The organism is Pseudomonas sp. A39, assembly GCF_058145955.1.
In genome coordinates, this window is record NZ_JBYVMD010000039.1 from 21,681 (window position 1) to 41,576 (window position 19,896).

Sequence of the window (19,896 nt, forward strand, 5' to 3'; positions counted from 1 at the left end):
CTCCCCCTGCCATTTTTGCTGGTCCAACTTACTGGAGATTTCCCATGGGTATGAAGCATCTGTTTACTGCGCTGGCGTTGGGTCCACTGGCGGTTGCCATCGCGCAGGCCGACCAATTGAGCGACATCATGGCCAAGCAATCCCTGAGCTGCGGAGTGTACGCTGACGTGCCGCCATTCTCCGCGCCAGACCCAAAGACCCGCGAGCTGGTGGGCATGGACGTCGACCTGTGCAAGGCCCTGGCCAAGACCATGGGCGTGGCCCTGGAACTCAAGCCGCTGTCGGTTGAAGCGCGCATTCCCGAAGTGAAAATGGGCCGCGTCGATGTGATCTTCGCCAACCTGGCGTACACCAAGACCCGTGCCGAGCAAATCCAGTTCAGCGACCCGTACTACATCGCCAAGGAAACCCTGGTGGTGCGCGCGGCGAATGCCGACCAGCCGAAGAGCTTCTTCAAGGACAAGCGCATCAGCTCCACCAAGGGCTCGACGTCCGAGCAATCGATCCGCCTCGCCGGCGCTACCCCGGTGACCTTCCAGGACACCGGCTCGGCCTACATGGCCCTGCAACAGAACAAGGTAGTGGGCCTGGTCACCAACACCATGACCGCCCTCAAACTGGTCAACCAGGCCAAGGCCGGCGGCGTTGAACTGGCGTTGGCCAAAGAGCCGATGGCCCTGGAACCGATTGGTGCGGGCATGCGTCGCGACGAACCGGCGTTTCTGGCCAAGGTGAATGAGTCGTTGATGGCGATGGAGAAGGCCGGGGAGATTGACGCGATCTGGGACCGCTGGATCGGCCCGAACACCGAGTACAAGATGGTGCGCGAGGACAAGGTGCAGAGCTTGAGTGCGTTGAAGTTCGAACCGTTACCGTAAGCGGGGTGAGCGTGCGGGCGTTTGCCTGCACGCTGTTGGTTCAGTTTGGCGTCTACTGATACGTGTCATACCCCAGCTGACCATTGCCCACGCCCTGTGCCCACTTCATAGCTGCGCGTCCGGCTGGCGATCAATCCAATGGGTCTTGATGCCCTTGGCCCACGCCACGGTGTAGAAGCAGCTCAGCAACACGATGCCCCATTGCTCGGCATTGATCGACGACCAGAACCAGAAAGGCTGGCCGGCCATGCCGAACAGGCAGGCGTAGCGGCGCACCTTCAGGCGTTTGCTCTGGCTGAACCAGATGGCGACAACGCCGAGGGCGGCGATCATGATTTGGGCGATCAAGGGCAGGCTCCTTTGTTGTGGCTGTACTCGGACCCCATGTGGGGAGGGAGCAATCCCCTCCCACAGGTTGAGTGGCGGTGTTCAGGGCTTATTTGTCCTTGCGCGCATCCAGGGTCTTCTGGTGCTCGGCCAAAAACGGCTGTTCCGCGGGATCAAAACGATCAATCCCGGCGGTAAAGCGATGCCAGTACGGGTACAACGGCTGGCGCCGCGTCACGGCTTCGATACGCGAAGACTGTTCCTCGGTCAGCTTCAGTTCAGTCGCGGCGAGGTTATCGTGCAAGTGTGCTTCGGTGCGGGCGCCGACGATCAGCGAGGTGATCCCCGGCCGGTCCTTGAGCCACGCCAGGCACGTGCGCGCGACCGAGACGCCATGTTCATCACCGACGGCGGCGAGGGTTTCGATGATGTCCAGCGCGCGCTCCTGGTCATGCACGTAGGGTTCCGGCCAGCCGCTGCCCTGGCGGGTGTTGGCCGGCGCGGGGTGCCCGCGTCGAGTGGAGCCGGTCAGCAGCCCTTCGCCCATCGGTCCCCACACCAGCGTGCCCACTGATTGGTCCAGTGCCAGGGGCAGTAATTCGTATTCGGCCTCGCGGGATTCCGGGGTGTAGTAGATCTGCTGGGTGATGGGTTTGAGCATGCCGTGCAGCTCAGCCTTACCCAGGGTTTTCATCATTTGCCAGGCGGTGAAATTACTGGTGCCGAAGTAGCGGATCTTGCCCGAGCCCACCAGCAGCCGCAGCGCTTCGAGGGTTTCCTCGATGGGCGTCATGCCGTCCCAATTGTGCAGTTGGTAGAGATCGATATGGTCGGTGCCCAGGCGTTTCAAACTGGCTTCGCAGGCGCGAATCAGGTGGTAGCGCGATGAGCCGGAATTGTTCGGGTTGTTGTCCACGGGGCTGCGGCCCTTGGTGGCCAGCAGGATATCGTTGCGCTTGGCGCCCAAGGCGTTGCCGACCACTTCTTCGGCCAGGCCGTGGGAGTAGAGGTCGGCGGTGTCGACCATGTTCACACCCGCGTCGAACGCGATGTCGAACATGCGCTTGGCCTGGGGCACGTCCACCGCGCCGCACTGCTCAAATTCGGCGCGACCGCCAAAAGGCACGGTGCCCAGGATGATTTCGGACACCAGCAGGCCGGAATGACCCAGTTGTCGGTATTGCATGTCGCCTCCTACTTAACGTTGCACGTGAAGGTGTGAACGACGTGGGGTGCGATAGTTTGAATTTTTTCATGAAAACTTCGTGCGCCTGCCTCACCATTACGCCCAACAGGATTTAACAGGAACCCGCGTCCATGAGCGCACTGATCGAAACCCGCGCCCTCACGCGCCTGGACGAGCGCCGCCAGGTGCCGTTGCTCCAGCCCACCGATTTCACCCTGCACGCTGGCGACCGCGTGTCGATCACGGGTGCGTCCGGCTCCGGCAAAAGTGTGTTCCTGCGCGCGCTGGCGCTGTTGGATGCGCCCACGTCCGGGCAGATCCTGTGGAACAACCAGCCGATCGGCAACGCGCAGATTCCCCACTACCGCAGCCATATCAGCTACCTGTCCCAACGCCCGGCGCTGCTCGAGGGCTCGGTGCAAGACAACCTGTGCTTTCCCTTCAGCCTTAAGACCTTGCGCACGCGCCGCTTCGATCTGGCGGCCGTCACCACACTGCTCGGGCATGCCGGCAAGGCGCCGGATTTTTTGGCCAAGCGCGCCGCCGACCTGTCGGGCGGCGAGTCCCAGGTGGTCTCGTTGATCCGCACCCTGCAACTCAACCCCGAAGTGCTGTTGCTGGACGAGCCCACCGCCGCCCTCGACCCCACCTCATCCCGCGAGGTGGAAGCGCTGATCGATGCCTGGTTTGCCGCTGATCGATCCCGTGCCTGTATCTGGGTCTCCCACGACCTGGACCAGGCCCGGCGCATGAGCGACATCCACTGGCAAATGGACGCGGGTGCATTGAGCGGAGCGATCCAGGCATGAATTATCAGAACCTTACCGCGCTGGACATGGGCATCGCCGCGTCGCTGATCCTCATCAACGGCGCACTCTCGCTGCTGCTACGCCTGGGTCTGGGCCGCCAGTTGCTGTGGGCGGCGGTGCGCACCGTGGTGCAACTGTTGGCCATCGGTTATCTGCTGGGCTGGGTGTTCGAGTTCGCCTACTGGTACGTGGTGCTGCCGTTGATGTGTGCGATGACCCTGATCGCCGGCCTCTCGGCTGCAGGCCGTGGGCGGCGCACTTACCGGGGGCAGCGCGCCGACAGCGTGCTGTCGGTATGGGGCAGTTCGTGGCTGGTCACCGCTGTGGGGGTGTTTGCGGTGATCCGTATCCACCCGTGGTACGAGCCGCAATACGCGATCCCTATCCTCGGCATGATCCTTGGCAACACGCTGACCGGCGTCTCCCTGGGCATCGAACGCATGACCCAGGAGCTGACCTCGGGGCGCAACACCATCGAGATGATCCTGGCCCTCGGCGGCTCACGTTGGGAAGCGGCGCAGGAAGCCATCCGCCAGGCGGTGCGCGCGGGGATGATTCCGACGCTGAACCAGATGACCGTAGTGGGCATCGTCAGCCTGCCAGGCATGATGACCGGGCAAGTGCTGGCCGGGGAGAGCCCGGTGGATGCGGTGCGGTATCAGATCGTGATCATGTTTCTGATCGCCGCCTCATCGGCGCTGGGCACGGTGGGTGCGGTGTTGCTCACCTACCGGCGACTGTTTTCCAGCAGCCACCGATTCTTGCGGGACAGGCTTGAGGAGCGCTGAAGCACACCACAGCTCCCCCAGGGTGGCCATTGTGTAGTCAAGGCACTGGTTGTGGCGAGGGAGCTTGCTCCCGCTGGGCTGCGTAGCAGCCCCAATCAGGTCTCCGCGTTTTTTCAGACAATTCGCGTTGGCAGGTTTTGGGGGCGGCTTCGCCGCCCAGCGCGAGCAAGCTCGCTCGCCACAGGAAGCTAGCGTATCTGGCAGTTACGTCGTGTTTTGCTAGGCTACGAACTGCCGCCACGGCTGGCAGGGCGCAACATCGGTCTATCCTACATGAGGTACTCGCCATGAACCCGATCGAACAAACGCCCTGGCATGCCGGTGAGCGTCACCTGCAAGAGACTGTTGGCGTGGCCGACCGCATGGCCGTGGTCGGGCCCAAAGTGATTCGCGATCACCTGCCTGGGCAGCATCGGGATTTTTACCCCTTGTTGCCGTACCTGATGTTGGGCGTGGTGGATGAACGCGGCATTCCCTGGGCGACCATGATTGAAGGCGCCCCAGGCTTTGCCCACTCGCCGGACCCACAGACCTTGCAGATCGACAGTCTGCCGTCGGCCGGTGACCCGGCCCGCAGCGCACTGCGAGACGGCGTATCCGTCGGCCTGCTGGGCATCGACCTCAACACTCGCCGCCGCAACCGCCTGAACGGACGGATCGGCGCGCTCGATCACGAGGGCTTTTCGATTGATGTGGTGCAGAGCTTCGGCAACTGCCCCAAGTACATCCAGCTGCGGCCCGTCGACGCCGTCGCCCGCAAACCCGGCACGCTCGTCGAGCGTTCCGACAGCCTGGATGACGCCGCTCAAACGACAATCCGCAACGTCGACACCTTCTTCGTCGCCAGCTACGTCGAGGTCGACGGCCAGCGCTCGGTGGACGTTTCTCATCGGGGCGGCAACACTGGTTTTGTGCGGGTTGAAGGCAACCTGCTGACCATTCCCGACTTCGCCGGCAACCTGTTCTTCAACACCCTGGGCAACCTGCAGGTGAACCCGGTGGCGGGGTTGCTGTTCATCGATTTTGAATCGGGGGACGTGCTGCACGTGGCCGGGCGCACCGCGCTGATCCTGGACGGCCCGCAAGTGGCCCTGTTCGCCGGCGCCCAGCGCTTGTGGACGGTGAGCGTGGAACACGTGGTGCGGCGCCCGGCGGCGCTGGCGTTGCGGTGGCAGTTCGCGGCGTTTTCGCCGTTCAGTCTGGCGATGGGGCAGTGGTAGCCTGGCTCGGACCGTAGGAGGCATTCGGGAACAGCTGGTTGGTCATCTCGATGATCTTGCTCTGTGCATCGATAAACTTGCCCATCCGGGCACCCCCCGAGGTCGAGTCGTACAACGCCTTGCCCACCTGCCGGCCGTTTTCAAATACCTGGATATCGGCATAGCTCATGTACAGCGCCAAGTCCCAGCTCCATTGGCCGATGTACGTGGTCGACAGTGCACAGCTGGCCGGTGGACTGCCGGGTCGCAACTCCCGGGTCTGAAACCCTTTGCTGCGCAGTTGCGCGGTGTAAGTCGTATTAAATCCTGCGCGCAGGCCTTCGGCGGGGATCATGCAAATCTCAGGGGCCTGGGCGGCGGAGAAGGCAACCGGGGTGACGGTTTGTTTGATGCTGCAGCCGCAGAGGCCAATGCAGGCAAGTGTAAAACCAGTAGCTGATATCAGGCGCATCACGACCTCCATGTCCAAGTGGTGGCCCAATGATAGCCTATCTTGTAGTGAGCGGGCTTGCCCCGCGCTGGGTGGCGAAGCCGCCCCAAAACCCGTCCCTGTAAATTCACCTGACACGCCGCAGTGGTCCGGTTGGGGCGGCTTCGCCACCCAGCGCGGGGCAAGCCCGCTCACTACACGATCCTGTGCAGTACAGTCAGAGCCGGGCAGCATCCCATAACGAATAATCCCCCACCCGTTTGACCAAGCCGGCTCGCAGCGGATTGGCGACGATATAGCGCGCCATCGTACGTATATCATCCTCTACACGCACAGCCCTGTCGTAATAGCCTGGCTGCCAGACACGCTCCTTGCTTGCGCGACGCCTGTTGGTCGTCAGCGTACTGCGTGACTTGATACGCCGAATGACGTAGGCCAACGTCTGTTGTTTCAACTCAAACAGCCAATGAATGTGGTCAGGCATGATTACCCAGGCCATAGAGTCAACCAAACCCGGTTCATGAACTTGGCGGAATTCGGCAACCAGCAGGCGGCCAAGGAACAGGTCGGTGAATAAACGCTGGCGGTGGTGGACGACGATGGTGATGAGATAACTTCGTCCGCGTTCCGAAGAACGGCCGTGACGCAGTCGATGGGTTTGAGGCTTTGGGCGCAATCCGTTGTTCCTGAAAGAGTCCCTAAGCGTATTAACGCTAGCGCGTATTCCACCGCGACCCTCTACCACTTGGTTACCGAATATGTTTTTAGTGAGCGGGCTTGCCCCGCGCTGGGCTGCGCAGCAGCCCCAAACCCCCCCCTGTACATTCACCTGATACGCCGCAGTGGTCCGATTGGGGCGGCTTCATCACCCCGCGCGCTCGCCATGGGCGCAGGCATGCCATCCCCCCACGCGCCCCCCAGCGCCGTATACAAATTCACCTCCGCCACCAACTGCGCCAGGCGGTCCACGATCAATGCCTGCTGCGAGCTGAACAACGCACGTTGCGCATCCAGGAAGGTGAGGTTGCTGTCGACGCCGCTGCGGTAGCGGTGTTCGGCCAGTTTGTAATACTGCTGGTTGGCCGCGACGAAATCCCGCTGCGCGTCCAACTGGTCGATAAAGGTCTGCCGCGCCGCCAGGCCGTCGGCGACTTCCTGGAAAGCGGTCTGGATGGATTTTTCGTATTGCGCCACGCTGATGTCTTTTTGCAACTTGGCATAGTCGAGGCTTGCGCGCAGGCTGCCGGCGTTGAAGATCGGCAGGTTGATCTGCGGTTGGAACGTCCAACTGCCCGATCCTCCCTTGAACAGTCCCGACAGTTCGGTGCTGGCGCTGCCGGCATTCGCGGTGAGGCTCACCGAAGGGAAAAACGCCGCGCGTGCGGCGCCGATATTGGCGTTGGCGGCGCGCAGTTGGTATTCGGCCTGGAGGATATCCGGGCGGCGTTGCAGCAGGTCGGAGGGCAGGCCCGCCGGTACGCGCGCCACCCAGTCAGCCGCGAGTGGGCGCGCGGGCAGTTGTTCGTCCACCGGGCCGCCCACCAGCAGGGCCAGGTTGTTGAGGTCCTGGGCCACTTGGCGCTCGTAGCGGGCCACGCTGGCGCGGGTGCTTTCGACGCTGGTACGGGCTTGGACCACGTCCAGAGCCGAGGCTTTGCCCGCGGTTTTACTGCGGCTGGTGAGGCGCAGGCTATGGTCGTTGGCCACCAGGGTTTGCTGGGCGAGGGCCAGCAATTCCTGGTCGGCTCGCCAGGTCAGGTAGGCATTCGCGACGTTCGCCACCAGGCTCAGTTGCGCGCTGCGTCGGGCCTCCTCGGTGCCCAGGTAGGTGAGCATGGCCTGTTCGCTGAGGCTGCGCACGCGGCCAAAAAAATCCAGTTCGTAGGCACTGATACCCAGGGTCGCGGAGTAGCTGGAGGTGATGGCCGGCTTGCCCGTGCCATTCACATCGCCGGGCAAACGCCGACGCTGGCCGGCCCCGGTGGCGGACACAGCGGGGAAAAGATCCGCACGCTGGATACGGTACTGCGCCTGGAACGCCTCGACGTTCAGCGCCGCCACCCGCAGGTCGCGGTTGTTGACCAAGGCATCGCGAATCAGCTGCTGCAGCGCCGGGTCGTGGAACAGCTGTTGCCAGTCAGCGCTGCCGGCCTGCGCCTGTGCATACACACCCTGCTGCGGATACTGCACAGGCACCGGCGCTTGCGGCCGCTGGTAGTCCGGGATCAGCGAGCAACCGCTGAGCATCGATGCCATCGCCAAAGTGCTCAATGTGCGCATCAGGCCCCCACCATCCATTTGGCCAGGCCATGCCGGCCACTCACGCCCAGCTTGGCGGCGGCGCGCTTGAGGTAGGTTTCGATGGAGCTGTTCTTCACACTGAGTTTTTCCGCCATCTGCGGCACGGTACCGCCGGTCAGCAGGCCGAGGCACACCTCTTGCTCGCGTGCCGACAGGGTGATGTCGCCCAGGGACAGGCGCTTGTAGAACTCACGCTGCAATTGGGATTGCTCCAGCAGGGTATGGGCCGCTTCGGTCTCGGGGTGCGGTGCCTGGCGCAGGCTTTGGGCGTGGCACTCCATCAGCGGCAGCAGGGTGTCCGACAGGCATTTGAGAAACGACAGCTCGGGCAGGGAAAACCCGCGGTGGTTTGGCGGCCGGTAGAACGAAATCACACAGCGCCGGTTGCCCTGGCGCGACACCAGGTTGCACTGGTGCGAGGTGCCGCGAGGGTATGCACTCTTGGCCTTGGCCTTCAATTGGATCAGCAGCGGGTCGTGCATGCCGAGCATTTCCCGCAGCAGCGGGTGATCGTCCATGGAGTTCAGGGCCAGGGGCGGTGGCAGGTCCTGCTTCTGGCCGGCGCTGCCCAGCAGCTTGATATCGAGCACGCGGTCGCGCAGCTCGTCGAGGGTCCATTCGCTGAGATCCACCAGGTGGATCGGTACCCATTTATCCACCAGGTGCAGCATGTGCGCGGCGAAGTCCGGGTGACCGCTGTTGGCAATCAGTTCGCCCATTTCTGCATAAAAATTCGGGCTTTGCGTGTTGGCGGTAGTGCTGATCAAACTCATAGCCATCTCATCCTTGATGTCGAAAACCGTCAACAGATTCTCTGAGCCTCTGCGGGTGCGATCCGTTGCTCACCCACCAGAGTCGGTATTCGAAATTGTATTTAGCCAGGGGATTCGTTCTACGTATGTAGCGGAAACGAGGGACACAACGTGCCATAAAAACAACGTCATTAATTCGACGTTTCTGAGCGATGATTCCGGCCACGAAAAATCAGGAGATGCCTTTAGAGTTATTTAACTATTTGATAAATATGGAAAATAATTATTTTTAAAAAACCTCCCCCCAACCTGGCATCGGCCAGATATAGCCAATCTCCTACATCTCTTTAATCGTTTCAGCAATGAGCCCTCAGCCAAGCCCGTTCCGTGCGTTTGGATGTCCGGGTTTAGGGTGACAGACAGCCCCGGGGCCCCATGCTCCAATCCGGCCCATTCGTCGTAATGGGCCTCCCTGCGCGGCCAGTGCCTGACCCCCATGAGAAGGATCTTATGAAGCATTCCTCCCGCCTGCCGGCCAGCTTCCCCCTTACCGCCGCCCAACAGGACATCTGGCTCGACCAACTGCGTGCAGGTGACTCACCGCTGTACAACATCGGCGGTTATGTGGACTTTGCCGGCGCCGTCGACCCGAACCTGATGCAGCGTGCCATCGAGCTGCTGGTGGCCAAGCACGATGCGTTGCGCACGCAATTGCACAGCGACGCCAACGGCCTGCCTCGGCAGACCTTCGCCGCCACGGTGGCCGTGGACCTGACGCTGCATGACGTGAGTGCAGCCTCCGACCCGCACGCCGCCTGCCACGCCCTGATGCAGGCGCAAATGGCCTTGCCGTACGCGCTGCAGGGCGCGCCACTGTTCCGCTTCTTGCTGGTCAAGCTGGATGCCGATCACTACCGCCTCGGCACCCAGGCCCACCATCTGATTCTCGACGGCTGGGGCTTCGGCCAAATGCTGCAATCCCTCGCGCGGCTGTACACCGCCCTGGCGCAAGGCCAACAGCCGGAGCCGCTGGCGCCGTCCTATATCGACTTTATCGACGCGGACGAGCGCTACCGTGCCTCGGCCCGCTATGCCCGCGACCGCGCCTATTGGCTGGCCAAGTACCCGGTGCTGCCGGAACCGCTGCTGACCCCGCGGCACGCCGCCAAGGCGTCCAGCAACACCCTGGTGCAAGCGTTTCCGGCGGCCCTGCTCAACCGCATGGAGCAGGTGGCCAACCGTTACCAGGCGTCGGCATTTCATGTGCTGCTGGCGGCGATGTATGTGTATTTCACGCGCACCGCCCAGCGCCAGGAGTGGGTGGTGGGGCTGCCGATTCTCAACCGTTCCAATGCGCAGTTCCGTTCGACCGTCGGGCTGTTCACCCAGGTCAGCGCAGTACGGTTGCAGTTCGATGAGCAGTTGCCGTTCAGCGCCGTGGTGCGTGGCGTGCGCGACCAGCTCAAGCAGGATTTCCGCCACCAGCGTTTTCCCCTGAGTGAGATGAACCGTGAGTTGGGCGTGCGCCGCAGCGATCGCGGCCAGTTGTTCGACCTGTCGGTGTCTTACGAGCAGGACGACCATGAGCTGCGCTACGGCACCACCGAGGCGCGTGCGGTCAAAGTCTCCAACCACCATGAGCCGCTGCCGCTGGCGATCCACTTGCGCAGCAACCGCTACCAGGACACCGCGTGCCTGCATTGCGTGTACAACGAGGCGTACTTCGAGCACGACGAAGTGCTCGCCCTGGCGCAACGCTTTACCTGGCTGCTGGAGCAAGGGCTGGAAGACCCTGCGTTGAAGCTCAGTGATTTCTCGGTGGTGACGCCCGCCGAACAGGCCCGGTTGCACCAGTGGAACGCCACCGCCCAGCCCGGTACGCAGCCGCAGACCCTGCACGCGCGCATCGAAGGCCAGGCCGCGCGCACGCCGGACGCGGTGGCGGCGGTTTACCAGGGCCGGCAGCTGAGCTACGCCCAACTCAACCAGCAGGCCAACGCCCTGGCTCATCAACTGCTGGAGCGTGGCGTACAGCCGGACGACCGCGTGGTGATCCTGGCGCGGCGCGGGCTGGACACGCTGGTGGGGTTGCTGGCGATTCTCAAGTCCGGCGCCTGCTACGTGCCGGTCGACCCGGCCCATCCGGCCGAACGCCTGAACTACTTGCTGCAAGACAGCGATCCGGTGGTGGTACTGACCCAGCATGACCTGCTGCACCGTCTGCCTGCGCTGGATGTGCCTGTGCTCCAACTGGACCGCCCGACCTTTCACTTGGGCACCAACCCCCGCGTAGCGGTCAGCCCCTCCCACCTTGCCTACGTGATCTACACCTCAGGCTCCACCGGCTTGCCCAAGGGCGTGATGGTCGAGCACCACACTGTCTCGAACCTGGTGGACTGGCATTGCCGGGCCTTTGACCTGCACGCCGGCAGCCACACCGCCAGTGTCGCCGGGTTTGGTTTTGATGCGATGGCCTGGGAAGTCTGGCCGGCACTGTGTGTGGGCGCCACGCTGCACCTGCCGCCCGCCCATGACGGCGCCGAAGACATCGACGCGTTGCTCAGCTGGTGGCGCGCGCAGTCGCTGGACGTGTGCTTCCTGCCGACGCCTGTGGCCGAATACGCCTTCAGCCAGGGCCTGCAACACCCAACGCTGCGCACCCTGCTGATCGGTGGCGACCGTCTGCGCGCTTTCCCCCAGGCGCAGTCCTTTGCCGTGATCAACAACTACGGCCCCACCGAAGCCACGGTGGTCGCCACCTCCGGCCGCATGGACGTGGGCAAGCCGCTGCATATCGGCGCGCCGATCGCGAATGCCACCGCGTACGTGCTCGACGAACAGCAACGCCCGGTGCCCATCGGCGTAGCAGGGGAGTTGTACGTGGGGGGAAAGGGGGTGGCGCGTGGCTACCTGAACCGCCCCGATCTCACCGCCGAACGCTTTCTGGATGACCCTTTCACCCAGGGCCGGATGTACCGCACCGGTGACCTGGCGCGCTGGCTGCCGGACGGCAACCTGGAATACCTGGGGCGCAATGACGACCAGGTGAAAATTCGTGGCGTGCGCGTCGAGCTGGGCGAAATCGAATCCGCGCTGGCCGCCCACCCGCATATCCAAGAGGCCGTGGTGCAGTCGCGCGAGGGGCAATTGCTGGCCTGGTTCGTGCCGCGTGAAGCCGTGCCGATCGAGGCCTTACGCAGCCACCTGCAAGCGTCGCTGCCCGACTACATGCTACCGGCCGCCTACCAGCCAATGGACGCGTTGCCCCTGACCGCCAACGGCAAACTCGACCGCAAGGCGTTGCCGGCACCCAGCCAGGACGCCTTCGTCACACGCCGGTATGAAGCCCCGCACGCGGGCGTGGAAACCGTCTTGGCGCAGCTGTGGGCCGAGTTGTTGCACGTGCATCAGGTGGGCCGCCACGACCACTTTTTCGAACTCGGCGGGCATTCCTTACTGGCGGTGCAATTGGTGCAACGCATGCGCCAGGTCGGGCTGCGCGCCGATGTGCAGGTGTTGTTCGGCCAGCCGACCCTGGCGGCATTGGCGGCGGCCAGTGAATACAGCGAGGTGGATGAGGCGGACCTGGCCGAACCGGATCAGGCCAGCCTGGCGCTGATCGTCGCCGGCATCCCCGGTGGCGCGGCCAATGTGCAGGCGGTCTATCCGCTGGCGCCGTTGCAGGAAGGGTTGCTGTACCACCACCTCACCGATGAGCACGACCCCTACCAGCAGCAGGCGCTGTTCAGCTTTGCGCGACGCGAGCAATTGGACGCGTTTGCCCAAGCTTTGCAACAGGTGATCAACCGCCACGACATCCTGCGCACCAGCCTGGCGTGGGAAGCCCTGGAGCAACCGATGCAGGTGGTCTGGCGCCAGGCGCAGTTGCGCGTCGAACCGCTGCGCGAGGGGCATGAACCGCTGGATTTGCGCCAGGCGCCGCTGATGGCCCTGGACTATGCCGAAGAGCCGCAGCAGCAACGCTGGGTCGCGCGGCTGCGCTTCCATCACTTGGTCAACGATGCCACCTCGACCACGCTGTTGATGCAGGAAATCCGCGCCCACTTGCTCGGTCAACAGGCGCAACTGCCGGCGTCGGTGCCGTACCGCAATGTGGTGGTGCAAGCCCGTTCACCGGCGCGACAGGCAGGGCATGAAGCGTTTTTCCGTGAGCAGTTGGGGGATGTGGACGAGCCGACCCTGGCGTTCGGTCTACAGGCGCGCCAGGCGGATCGGGCGCAAACCGACGAAGCCGAACGCGCACTGGGCGAGCGTCTGCATCAGCGTGTGCGGGCACAGGCGCGTGGGCTGGGCGTGAGCGCCGCCAGCCTGTTCCATCTGGCTTGGGCCCAGGTACTCAGCCGTGTCGCGGGCCGCGATGATGGGGTGTTCGGCACCGTGCTGCTCGGCCGTTTGCAGGCCGGTGAGGGCGCCGACCGCGCCTTGGGTATGTTCATCAACACCTTGCCGCTGCGGGTGCGCCTGGCCGGGCGGACGGTGGCCGATGCCCTCACGGACACCCACACCCAGCTCAGCGCCTTGCTCGCCCATGAACAAGCCTCCCTGGCACTGGCCCAACGCTGCAGCAGCGCGTCGCCGTTGTTCAACAGCCTGCTCAATTACCGGCACACCGACGCCGAGCGCGACCTGACCCTGGTGCCGGGCATCGCCTTGCTCAGCAGCGAAGACGTCCTCAGCTACCCGCTGATGCTGACCGTGGACGATACCGCCAGCGGCTTCCGAATCAAGGCCAAGGCCCCGCGCACCGTGGGCGCCGGGCGTCTTTTGGATTACCTCGAAACCGTACTGGTCAACCTGGTGGACGCGTTGGAGCAGACGCCGCAAAGGCCATTGCGCGAGGTGCAGGTGCTGCCCGCCAGTGAGCTGAAAACCCTGCTGGTGGACTTCAACACGACGGCCACCGACTACCCCGACACCCTCACCGTGCAGGCGCTGTTCGAAGCCCATGCGCGGCAGATCCCCCACGCCGTGGCGGTGCAGGCCGGCACGTTGCAACTGACCTACCGCGAACTCAACGAACGCGCCAACCAACTGGCCTTCCACTTGCGCGAACGTGGCGTTCAACCGGACTCTCGCGTGGCGCTGTGCGTCGAGCGCGGACTGGACCTGGTGGTGGGCCTGCTGGCCATTCTCAAGGCTGGCGGCGCGTATGTGCCGCTGGACCCCGGCTACCCGCGTGAGCGTCTGGTCTACATGCTTCACGACAGCCAACCGGTGGCGCTGCTGGTACACGCCGCGACGCGCGATTTGCCGGGCGAGGTGTCGATCCCGGTGATCGACTTCGACCACTGTGCCTGGCGCCAGGCGCCCATCGGCAACCCGCTGGTGCCGGGTTTGAGCGTCGCCAACCTGGCCTACGTCATGTACACCTCGGGCTCCACCGGCACGCCCAAAGGCGTGATGATCGAGCATCGCGGCCTCGGCAACCTGCTGCACTGGGGCTCGCAACTGTGCCCCAACGCTGAAGGCGGTGCGCTGTTGCAACGGGCGCCGTTCAGCTTCGACGGTTCGGTGTGGGAGCTGTTCTGGCCGCTCGCCAATGGCATGCGCCTGGTACTGGCACGCCCCGATGGGCATCGCGAGCCTGCCTACCTGGCGCAGGTGATTCGTGAGCAGCAGATCACGGTGATCAAGTTCGTGCCGGCGATGTTGCAGCAGTTCCTTGAACTGGAAGAATCGGCCCTGTGCACCAGCCTCACCGACGTATTGTGTGGCGGCGGCGAGCTCACCGAAGCCCTGGCCCGTGGCGTGCAGGCGCGACTGCCCAAGGTGCGCCTGCATAACGTCTACGGCCCCACCGAGGCCACGGTCGACAGCAGCGCCTGGACGCTGGAACCGGGCGCACCGGTGCCCGCGCTGCAATTGCCGATCGGCCGGGCGATCAACAATACCCGCCTGTATGTGCTCGACGCGCAGGATTCGCCGGTGCCGATGGGCGTCAGCGGGCAGCTGCATATCGGTGGCGTCGGCGTGGCCCGTGGTTATCTGGGGCTTGAGCAGATGACCGCCGAGCGCTTTATCGACAGCCCGTTTGTGCAAGGGGATCGGCTGTACCGCACCGGCGACCTGGTGCGTTACCTGCCGGATGGCAATCTTGAGTTTCTCGGGCGCAATGACTTCCAGATCAAACTGCGCGGTGTGCGCCTGGAACTGGGGGAAATCGAGTCACGGCTGTTGGCGCATCCGGCGTTGCGCGAAGTGGCGGTGTTGATTCGGGAAGAGCGGCTGGTGGCGTATTTCACCGTGCGTGCCGACGCGCCGAGCCTGGAAGCGTTGCGCGCTCATGTGCTGGAGCAATTGCCGGAGTACATGGTGCCGGCGGCGTTTGTGCGGCTTGATGAAATGCCCCTCAACCCTGCGGGCAAACTCGACCGCAAGGCATTGCCGGCGCCGGGGTTGGAGGCGGTGGTGAGCCGAGCGTATGCCGCACCGATCGGGGAAGTGGAGACCGTGATGGCCGGGATCTGGGCGGAGGTCTTGAAGCTGGAGCGGGTAGGGCGGCATGACCATTTCTTTGAACTGGGCGGGCATTCGTTGCTGGCGGTGAACCTGGTGGCGCGAATGCGCAAGGCCGGGTTGGAGGTGGATGCGCGGAGCGTGTTCAGCCAGCCGACGTTGGCGCAACTGGCGGCGTGTACCTTGACGCAGGTAAAGCGTGTGGAGATCCCGCAAACCGCTATTCCTCAACTCAATCGCCGTCGCAGGATCTGAAGTCGCGGGCGGGCCCTGAAGGCGCTGGCTGAAAGCATTCAACACACTGCGGGCAAGGGCCTTATAACTCGAATGTTTTCGGCTATGCGATTCAGCTATTGGATTGTTCATGAGGTAATGCCTTTAATTCGGGACCTAACTCATTGTTGTTCGGAATAAATCAGCGCTGTCTGGCGTTGTAATGAGTCATCGTTGCGCCTTAGAGATTAGCCATGAGCAACCCCGTTGCCCCCGAGCCTTTGATCCGTCTGGTTGGCCTGTGCAAGACGTATGGTGCCCAGCAGGCGCTGGATCAAGTCACCCTGGATATTTACCCGGGTGAGGGTGTGGCCTTGCTCGGTGCCACGGGAGCGGGCAAATCGACCTTGGTCAAGGTCCTCAGCGGCAGCCTGGCGCCGGATAGCGGCGAACTGTGGGTCGAGGGCCAGCGCCAACGCTTTACCTCGCCGTTGTCGGCACGCCGGCTCGGCATCGTCGCCGTGCATCAACGGCCCGACGATGCCATCGCCCCCGGCCTGAGCGTGGCCGAGAACCTGTTGCTCGATGAGCTGGGGCAGCCAGACGCGGATTTTCTGCTCAACCGCAAAAGCCTCCTGCAACGTGCCGAAGCCATCGCCGCCGGGCTGGGCCTGGACCTGCCGCTGCAACACCCGGTCGAACGCCTCGGCCAGGCGGACCGTCAACTGCTGGTACTGGCGCGTGCCTTTGCCCAGCAACCCAAACTGTTGATCCTCGACGAACCGACGGCGGCCTTGTCGGAAACCGACGCCGAACGCCTGCTCGGCCTGATCGACAGCCAGCGCGCACGCGGTGTGGCCATCCTCTACATCTCCCAGCGCTTGTCCGATCTGCAACGCGTCACCAACCGCGCGCTCGTGTTGCAAGCCGGACGCCTGACCGGCGACCTCAATACCCGGCACTTGCCGAGCGCGGCGTACACCCTGTTCGGGGAAGTGGCCGAGCATCCTGCGGTGCCCCCTGACAAGGCCTTGCCGGTGCCGTTTCTGGAGCGGTTTACCCGCGCCGGGTTTATCCGCAACCGGGCGGAGGGGCGGGCGGTACAGGAGCACGTGGCCGGGTTGGGGGGTAGCCTGGGGCCTATCGGCACCGTGGACCCCGGCAAGGCTCGCAAGACCTGATCAGCGCGGCGATGGGATAAACGCCACGCTGCCTCCCTCGCGCTTCGCAAACCACCGCTCGCCGTTGTCCGGCTGGGTGGTAATCACGTGATGATCCGCACCCAGGTAGGCCAGTGGCGTTGGGTCGTCCTTGGAGAATTGCGCAACGATAATTGTGTGTAGCGGGTCGAAATCCTGGCCGCTGGTGTTGGCCAGCCAGGCCATGAACGCGGCGCTGTCGCCCTGGCGCGGGAAGTCCTGGGTTTCGGCTACGTAGTAGAAGGGTTCGCCGTGGTTTTGCAGGTACAGAGGGAGTTTGTTGTCGACTTCCACCAGCACCATCTGCCATTGGTTCCACGGTGCTGTTTGGGTCGCCTGGGTTTCCACGTCCTCGGCGAAACGCGTCACGCCGCCATTGCCGTTGGTCCAGGGATACAGCACCCCGAGCACCAGTAGCATCAGCACGGCGGCGCTTGCGAAACCTTTCTGCCAGCGCGGCCAACTCGCCGGGTTTTTCGCCAGCCGTTCACTCACCCACCAGGCCCCCAGCAACTGCGCGAACGGCACCAACGGCAGCACGTAGTAACTGCGTCGGCTGCCACTGGCGGTGAAGAACACGAACAGCAACCCCAGGCCCCACACCAGCCAACGTACGTTGGGCGGGGTCTGGCGCCAATGCCGCAGCGCCAGCCACAGGCCAAGCAGCCAGCACGGCACCCATGGCAGGGTGTAGGCGGGCAGGTAGATCAGGTACGTGTAGATCGGGCCCATGTGGTCGAACGGGTCGAAAAAGCGCACCACGTTTTCGCGGAACACCAGCGCCAGGCCACTTTCGCCGTAGCTGGGTGCGCCGTAGACATGGGACAGCACGAACGGCACGGCATACACTGCGCCCGCCATCAGCAGGGCGAGTGGCAGGCGCAGGTTGAGATGGCGTTTGTAGCGATGCTCACTGAGCAGGTGCGGCAGCAGCACCAGGCCGGGTAGCACAAAGCCGATCAAGCCCTTGAACAGGGAGGTCACCGCCAACAAGAGAAAGAACACGGTGTAGCGCCCAAGCCGTGTGTCCTGCGGCCCACGCCAATACCACCACACGGCCGCCAGTACGCCGCACACCGTGAGCACGTCCGCCGTGGCGACGCGCGCCCAGAACAGAAAGTAGAAGGTAGTGGCGAGCATCCAGCCGGCAATCAGCCCGGTGCCCTTGCGCAACAGTTGTTCGCCGATCAGGTAGATCAGCCACACGCTCAGCCAGGCGCCGATCACGGACGGCAAACGTAACGACCACGGGCCGAGGCCGCCCATCGCGTGGGCGGTCGCGGTGATCAGCCAGTAGGAAGGCAGGGGCTTGTCGTAATAGGGCACGCCTTTGAGATACGGGTCGAAGTAGTCGCCGCTTTGCAGCATCTGCAAGGCAATGTTGGCCCAGCGGGTTTCGGGGCCCCACAGGTCGCGTGCGCCGAGGCCGGCGAGCAGCAGCACGGCCGTGACACCCAGCAATACCACCAGGGCGCCGCGTTCGGTTTTCCAGAAGGCCGCCATCAGGGCGATTTCGGGTAGATGATCAGTTCGAGGGCGCCCTTGTAGTAGCGTTTGCCCCCCGGCGGCAGTTGCCCCGCCTCACGCATCTCGCTGGTGCTTCTGACCCGCATCAGCACGCCCACCGAGCCGCGTTGGCGCGCGTCCTTGAGCCACGTCTGCACCTGTTCCAGTGCGACTTTGCGCTGCACCGAACCCGCGTACTGCAAGCCGTAGCGCAACTCGCCCTCGGTGTCATACAGCGCCACAGCCGGGCGTTGCAGGCGCCAGGCCAGGGCGCTGGCACTCTCCAGTTCGTTGCTCAGCAGTGCCTGGGTTTGTTGCAACTCTTCCAGGTGCTCGAGCACAAACTGGTCGGGCATTTCGTTGTCGGCGATCCACGCCGGCATGCTCGCCGGCAACAGGATCACCAGCAGGCCGATGCCCAGCGTCGGCGTGGCCCATAGCGTCAACGGGCGGAACGCTTGCAGCAGGTTAGTGAGGATCCATGCCAACAGCACGATAAAGGCCAGCGACAGGCTGAACATTTCGGCGTGACTGTTGCTGTACAGCGGCCGGGCGATCTGCAGGTAGATCAGGCCGACCATGGCGACCATGCCGATCACGAAGTTGAGCAGGCCGTTGAGGCAGAGGGTGCGGGCACGGCCGGTGCTGATCAGGTCGACCAGGGTATGCCCCATCAACAACGCCAGGGGCAGCAGGCACGGCATGATGTAGGTCGGCAGCTTGCCGTTGCTCAGGCTGAAAAAAACCAGCGGCAGTAGCAGCCACAGGGCCAGGAAGGTGATTGCCGGCTGGCGTTTGTGCTGCCAGGTGGTGCGCAGGGTGGCGGGCAACAGCCCGGCCCAGGGCAGGCAAGACACCGCGATGATCGGTAGGAAGAACCACCACGGCCGCACGTGTTGCGCGTTGTCGGCGCTGAAGCGGCGAATGTGTTCATTCCAGAAAAAGAAGCGCCAGAAATCAGGTTCCTGATGATGGATCGCCAGCGCCCACGGCAGGCAGACCACGGCGGCGACTGCGATTGCCAGCGGGCCGTAGCGCAGCAATTCTCCCAGGCGCCGTTGCCAGAGCATGTAGGGCACGGCAATCAGCACCGGCAGCACCCAGGCCAGGAAGCCTTTGGTCAGGAAACCCAGGGCGCAGGCCAGGCCCACCACGGCCCACGCCCCTAGACGGTGCCGCAGTGTGGTGCTGTCGAGGGCAAACCACAGGGCCACCAGGCTCAGGTTGACCCACAGGGTGAATTGCGGATCGAGGTTGGAATAACCCGCTTGCCCGGCCACCAGGCCGAAGCTCAGGTAGAGCAGGGCGCAGGCGAAGCTTTTACGTGGGTCATTCCACAGGCGACGGGCGATCAGGTAGGCCAGCAGCACGCTTAAGCCGGTGGTCAAGGCCGAGGCGATGCGCACACCGAACAGGTTCTGGCCAAACACGGCCTGGCCGAGGGCGATCAACCAGTAGCCGCCGGCGGGCTTTTCGAAGTAGCGGATACCCATGAAATGTGGCGTGACCCAATTGCCGCTCAGGAGCATTTCCTGGCTGATCTGGGCGTAGCGGGTCTCGTCGGGGATCCACAAACCGTGCAGGCCCAGCGGCAATAGGTAAAACGCGACAAAGGCCAGCAACAATATCGGCAGCGGTTTTAATCGGGTCATGAAAACGTCGCTCCCTGACGTTTAGTAATGGATGTTTGAAGTAATGAAGTAGCGGAGACAGTCACGACGTTCACTGAATTACACAAAATATTCATGAGGTCCTTAATTAAAAGGCGCAACTAAACATGCCAGAACCGGGCTGTCTTTTTGCTGAACAG

At 63.6% G+C, this 19,896-nt stretch carries 13 protein-coding genes and 1 pseudogene; 6 read left to right on the plus strand and 8 right to left on the minus strand.

The features are described 5' to 3' along the window. The first annotated feature begins 44 nt into the window (after positions 1–44). Positions 45–878 (plus strand): ABC transporter substrate-binding protein, encoded by an 834-nt coding sequence (locus AC3ZU9_RS24415; RefSeq protein WP_015884808.1) that lies wholly within the window; start codon positions 45–47, stop codon positions 876–878. Positions 879–983: 105 nt separating this feature from the next. On the opposite strand, the gene AC3ZU9_RS24420 is transcribed toward AC3ZU9_RS24415, so the two are convergent. Further along, positions 984–1,226, minus strand: a complete 243-nt coding sequence (locus tag AC3ZU9_RS24420) for a hypothetical protein (RefSeq protein ID WP_015884807.1) — start codon at positions 1,224–1,226, stop codon at positions 984–986. Positions 1,227–1,314: 88 nt separating this feature from the next. Further along, on the minus strand, positions 1,315–2,391 hold the full coding sequence (locus AC3ZU9_RS24425) for an aldo/keto reductase (protein WP_015884806.1): 1,077 nt from the start codon (positions 2,389–2,391) through the stop codon (positions 1,315–1,317). A gap of 131 nt (positions 2,392–2,522) precedes the next feature. Between AC3ZU9_RS24425 and AC3ZU9_RS24430 the strand changes: the two genes are divergently transcribed. The 3 genes from AC3ZU9_RS24430 (at position 2,523) to AC3ZU9_RS24440 (ending at position 5,208) form a co-directional block, all read left to right on the plus strand. After that, the gene (locus AC3ZU9_RS24430; protein ID WP_490091451.1) at positions 2,523–3,200 is read left to right on the plus strand and encodes an ABC transporter ATP-binding protein; all 678 of its coding nucleotides are present in this window, start codon (positions 2,523–2,525) and stop codon (positions 3,198–3,200) included. Then, complete coding sequence (locus tag AC3ZU9_RS24435) at positions 3,197–3,988, plus strand: ABC transporter permease (protein ID WP_490091452.1); 792 nt, start codon at positions 3,197–3,199, stop codon at positions 3,986–3,988. Before AC3ZU9_RS24430 ends, AC3ZU9_RS24435 begins: the two co-directional genes overlap by 4 nt. 287 nt (positions 3,989–4,275) lie before the next feature. Next, positions 4,276–5,208, plus strand: a complete 933-nt coding sequence (locus AC3ZU9_RS24440) for a flavin-nucleotide-binding protein (protein WP_490091453.1) — start codon at positions 4,276–4,278, stop codon at positions 5,206–5,208. A 10-nt stretch (positions 5,209–5,218) separates the two neighbouring features. Here AC3ZU9_RS24440 and AC3ZU9_RS24445 read toward each other — a convergent pair. From AC3ZU9_RS24445 to AC3ZU9_RS24460, 4 genes and pseudogenes are all read right to left on the minus strand, one after another. Beyond that, a pseudogene (locus AC3ZU9_RS24445) lies at positions 5,219–5,659 on the minus strand (Sbal_3080 family lipoprotein); the annotation flags it as partial. Positions 5,660–5,855: 196 nt separating this feature from the next. Further along, a complete protein-coding gene (locus AC3ZU9_RS24450; protein WP_490091454.1) occupies positions 5,856–6,314 on the minus strand; it encodes an REP-associated tyrosine transposase in 459 nt (152 codons plus the stop codon). 149 nt (positions 6,315–6,463) lie between these two features. Then, complete coding sequence (adeC, locus tag AC3ZU9_RS24455; RefSeq protein ID WP_490091455.1) at positions 6,464–7,918, minus strand: AdeC/AdeK/OprM family multidrug efflux complex outer membrane factor; 1,455 nt, start codon at positions 7,916–7,918, stop codon at positions 6,464–6,466. After that, positions 7,918–8,712, minus strand: a complete 795-nt coding sequence (locus AC3ZU9_RS24460) for a helix-turn-helix transcriptional regulator (protein ID WP_015884801.1) — start codon at positions 8,710–8,712, stop codon at positions 7,918–7,920. The genes adeC and AC3ZU9_RS24460 overlap by 1 nt, the downstream gene beginning before the upstream one ends. Positions 8,713–9,201: 489 nt before the next feature. On the opposite strand from AC3ZU9_RS24460, the gene AC3ZU9_RS24465 reads away from it, so the two are divergent. After that, complete coding sequence (locus tag AC3ZU9_RS24465) at positions 9,202–15,423, plus strand: amino acid adenylation domain-containing protein (protein WP_490091456.1); 6,222 nt, start codon at positions 9,202–9,204, stop codon at positions 15,421–15,423. 212 nt (positions 15,424–15,635) lie between these two features. Continuing rightward, positions 15,636–16,562, plus strand: coding sequence for an ATP-binding cassette domain-containing protein (locus AC3ZU9_RS24470; RefSeq protein ID WP_320399355.1), 927 nt, complete (start codon positions 15,636–15,638; stop codon positions 16,560–16,562). On the opposite strand, the gene AC3ZU9_RS24475 is transcribed toward AC3ZU9_RS24470, so the two are convergent. Both AC3ZU9_RS24475 and arnT read right to left on the minus strand, forming a co-directional pair. Beyond that, positions 16,563–18,083 (minus strand): ArnT family glycosyltransferase, encoded by a 1,521-nt coding sequence (locus tag AC3ZU9_RS24475; RefSeq protein ID WP_490091457.1) that lies wholly within the window; start codon positions 18,081–18,083, stop codon positions 16,563–16,565. Beyond that, positions 18,083–19,738, minus strand: coding sequence for a lipid IV(A) 4-amino-4-deoxy-L-arabinosyltransferase (gene arnT, locus AC3ZU9_RS24480; RefSeq protein ID WP_490091458.1), 1,656 nt, complete (start codon positions 19,736–19,738; stop codon positions 18,083–18,085). Before arnT ends, AC3ZU9_RS24475 begins: the two co-directional genes overlap by 1 nt. Positions 19,739–19,896 lie beyond the last annotated feature (158 nt).